The following is a 3,081-nucleotide window of genomic DNA, read 5'->3' as shown; positions in this document are numbered from 1 at the left end:
GAGCGTGACGAGCCGGTGCTGGCCCAGGTCCCCGCGCCAGGCCATGGCCCCGGCCCCGAGGGGAACATCCGGCCCCGGCTGACCTCCTTCGTCGGGCGGGAGCCCGAGCTCCGGGCCCTGCGCGGGGACCTGGGCCAGCACCGGCTCGTCACGCTCATCGGGCCCGGAGGGTCGGGCAAGACGCGGCTGGCCGAGCACTCGGCCGGGGCCCATCCCGAGCCCGCCTGGCTCGTCGAACTCGCCCGGCTCGACGACCCCGCGGCGGTCCCCGGCGCGGTCCTCAGCGCGCTCGGCCTGCGCGAGAACACCCTCGTGGCCCGTGACAAGAACACCGGTGCCGCCCCCGACGACCCCACCGCCCGGCTGGTCGAGCACTGCGGCCGCCGCCCCCTGCTGCTGGTCCTCGACAACTGCGAGCACGTCGTCGACGCCGCCGCCCGCCTCGCCGAGACCCTCCTCACGCACTGCCCCGCCCTGCGGATCCTGGCCACCAGCCGCGAACCCCTCGGGGTCCCCGGCGAGGTGCTGCGCCCGGTCGAGCCCCTGCCGCCCGAGCCCGCCCTCCAGCTCTTCGCCGACCGCGGGGCCGCCGCCCGCCCCGGCTTCCGCGTCGAGGACGACCCCGACGCCGTCCGTGAGATCTGCGCCCGGCTCGACGGACTGCCGCTCGCGATCGAACTGGCCGCCGCCCGGCTCCGCCTCCTCGGCCCCCGCCAGATCGCGGACCGGCTCGACGACCGGTTCCGGCTGCTCACCAGCGGCAGCCGCACCGTACTGCCCCGCCAGCAGACCCTGCGTGCCGTCGTCGACTGGTCCTGGGACCTGCTGGACGAGGGCGAACGCACCCTCCTGCGCCGGCTGTCCGTCTTCGCGGGCGGCTGGGACCTGGCCGCGGTCGAGGCCGTCTGCACCGACGGCCGGATCGACGCCCTCGACGCCGCCGACCTCCTCGGCTCCCTGGTCGACAAGTCCCTCGTCCAGGCCTACCCCACCCCGACCCCGACCTCGGACCCGGCCCAGGACCCGGACCCCGAGGGTGCGTACGCCGGCGCCGGCGGCATGCGCTTCCGCATGCTCGAAACCATCCACGAGTACGCCGCCGAACGCACGACCGAGGAGCCCGAGGACCGGGCCGCCACCGCCGCCCGGCACACCGCCCACTTCCTGGCCCTCGCCGAGGAGGCCGAACCCCTCATCCGCTCCGGCGCCCAACTGCCCTGGATCCGCCGCATCGAGACCGAGCTCGACAACCTCCGCGCCGCCCTGCGCACCGCGGTGGCCACCGGCCGCGGCCGCGACCGCGGCCGCGACCCGGTCTCCGCCCGGCGTCTCGCCCTCGCCCTGGGCTGGTTCTGGTGGCTGCGCAACTACCGCACCGAGGGCGCCGACTGGACCCTCCGGGTGCTCGCCCTCGACGAGCCCGGACCGCAGCCGCCGCAGGGCTCCCCGGCGTACTGGGACCGCCTCCGGCTCCAGCTCCTGCACCTCTTCCTGCTCGCCGAGAGCAGCGGCTTCACCGAGTTCAGCACCTCCGAGCGGCAGGCCGCCGCCCAGCGCCTCCAGGACGCGTTCCGCCGGCCCCTGCCCGAGACCGCCCGCTTCCCCGGCATGCTCTGGCCGCTGACCTCCATGCTCACCGGCGACGTCGTCGACTTCCACCGCGCGCTCGACGAGACCGTCGCGAACTGCCGCCGCCACGGCGGGGACTGGGAGCTCGGCGTCACCCTCATGCTCCGCACCCACGTCGCCATCGACCTCACCGGCGGCCTCGCCACCGTCGACACCGACCTCGCCGAGCTGCACGAGATCGCCGACCGCGTCGGCGACCGCTGGACCCGCGCCCAGGTGTCGAGCGCCGCCGGCGAGGTGGCCCTCTCCCGCGGCCGCTACGACTGGGCGCGCCGCGAGTACGAGGAGTGCCTGCGGCTGGCCCGGGAGGTCGGCGCGCACATGGAGGCGCCGTTCGCGATGGCCCGGATCGCGGAGACCTTCTACGGCACCGGGGACCAGGACACCGCCGAACGCCTGCTGGACGAGGCCCGGGCCGAGGCCGAGCGGTACGGGGTCCACGACGCGGCCGCCTTCGGCCGGCTGCTCGCGGCGTTCATCGCGCTCGACCGGGGCGACCACGCGGCGGCCCGCGCCGCCGTGGACGCGGCCGGGGCGGCCGTGGAGGCCAGCCGGGTCGGGCCGGGACGGGCGTCGGTCCCGCCGCAGTTCATCGCCGGTCTGGACACCGTGGAGGCCACCCTTCTCGGCCACGAGAAGGGGCCCTGGGCGGGCCTGGCCAAGGCCCGGACCGGCCTGGCGGCGGCGGTCGAGGCGCAGTGCGCCGAGCCGGTGCTCGCCCGGTTCACCGAGACCGCCGCCGTGCTGCTGGCGGACGCCGGTCGGCCCGCCGCGTCGGTCCGGGCGCTGGCCGCGGCCACCGCCTGGCGGGCGGGCAGCCCCCGCTCGGTCCCCGACGAGCGGATGCTCCGGCCCCTGCGGGCCCGTACGCGCGCCGCCCTCGGCGCGGACCGGCAGCGGGCGGAGGAGGCGGCCGGGGCCGGACTGGACCCGGCCGGGGTGCTGGCCCTGCTGGCCGCCGTGACCGACGCCCCGGCGCTCACTGACAGCGGATGACCGCGTCCGCCCAGCTCGCCAGGGTGAGCGGGGCTTGGCCGCCCGCCGGTTCCACGACCAGCCGGAGCCGCTCGTGGCCGGCGATCCCGAGGTCCACGGGGACCGCCGGGTCGCCGTGCCCGAGGGCGGGGGACTGCCACAGCCGCTGCCCGTCGCCGTAGACGGAGAACCGCACCCGTCCCCGGCTGAGCACGGACAGGTCGTCGACCCCGACCCGGGCGGAGAACGTACGGCACTGGCGGTTGAGGGCGATCTCCACCGAGGAACGGGAGTTCACGGTGATGCCGTGGTCGTGGCGCCGGTCGGCGATCCGCAGGCCCCAGCGCTGCCAGACCCAGCTGCTGCGCAGGGTCTGCACCTCGGGCCCGCTGTGGTCGCCCCAGGTCGACTGACCGATCCGCACCAGCGGATAGCCGGCCGGCGCGGGCTCGGGCGGGGTCGGCTTCGGCGTGGGGG

At 77.1% G+C, this 3,081-nt stretch carries 2 protein-coding genes; one reads left to right on the top strand and one right to left on the bottom strand.

The window, feature by feature from the left end; translation table 11 throughout:
* Nucleotides 1-2,625 (top strand): AAA family ATPase (locus EF918_RS37485; RefSeq protein WP_260610953.1); only part of this gene is annotated, 2,625 nt, incomplete at its 5' end.
* Here the strand turns inward: EF918_RS37485 and EF918_RS34210 are convergent.
* Nucleotides 2,609-3,081 (bottom strand): NPCBM/NEW2 domain-containing protein (locus tag EF918_RS34210; RefSeq protein WP_185922064.1); only part of this gene is annotated, 473 nt, incomplete at its 5' end. The two genes, EF918_RS37485 and EF918_RS34210, sit on opposite strands and share 17 nt — an antisense overlap.

The organism is Streptomyces sp. WAC06614 (assembly GCF_003949795.1).
GTDB lineage: Bacteria > Actinomycetota > Actinomycetes > Streptomycetales > Streptomycetaceae > Streptomyces.
Note: the sequence above shows the minus strand (reverse complement) of the source record. Positions and strands in the feature narration are given on the sequence as shown.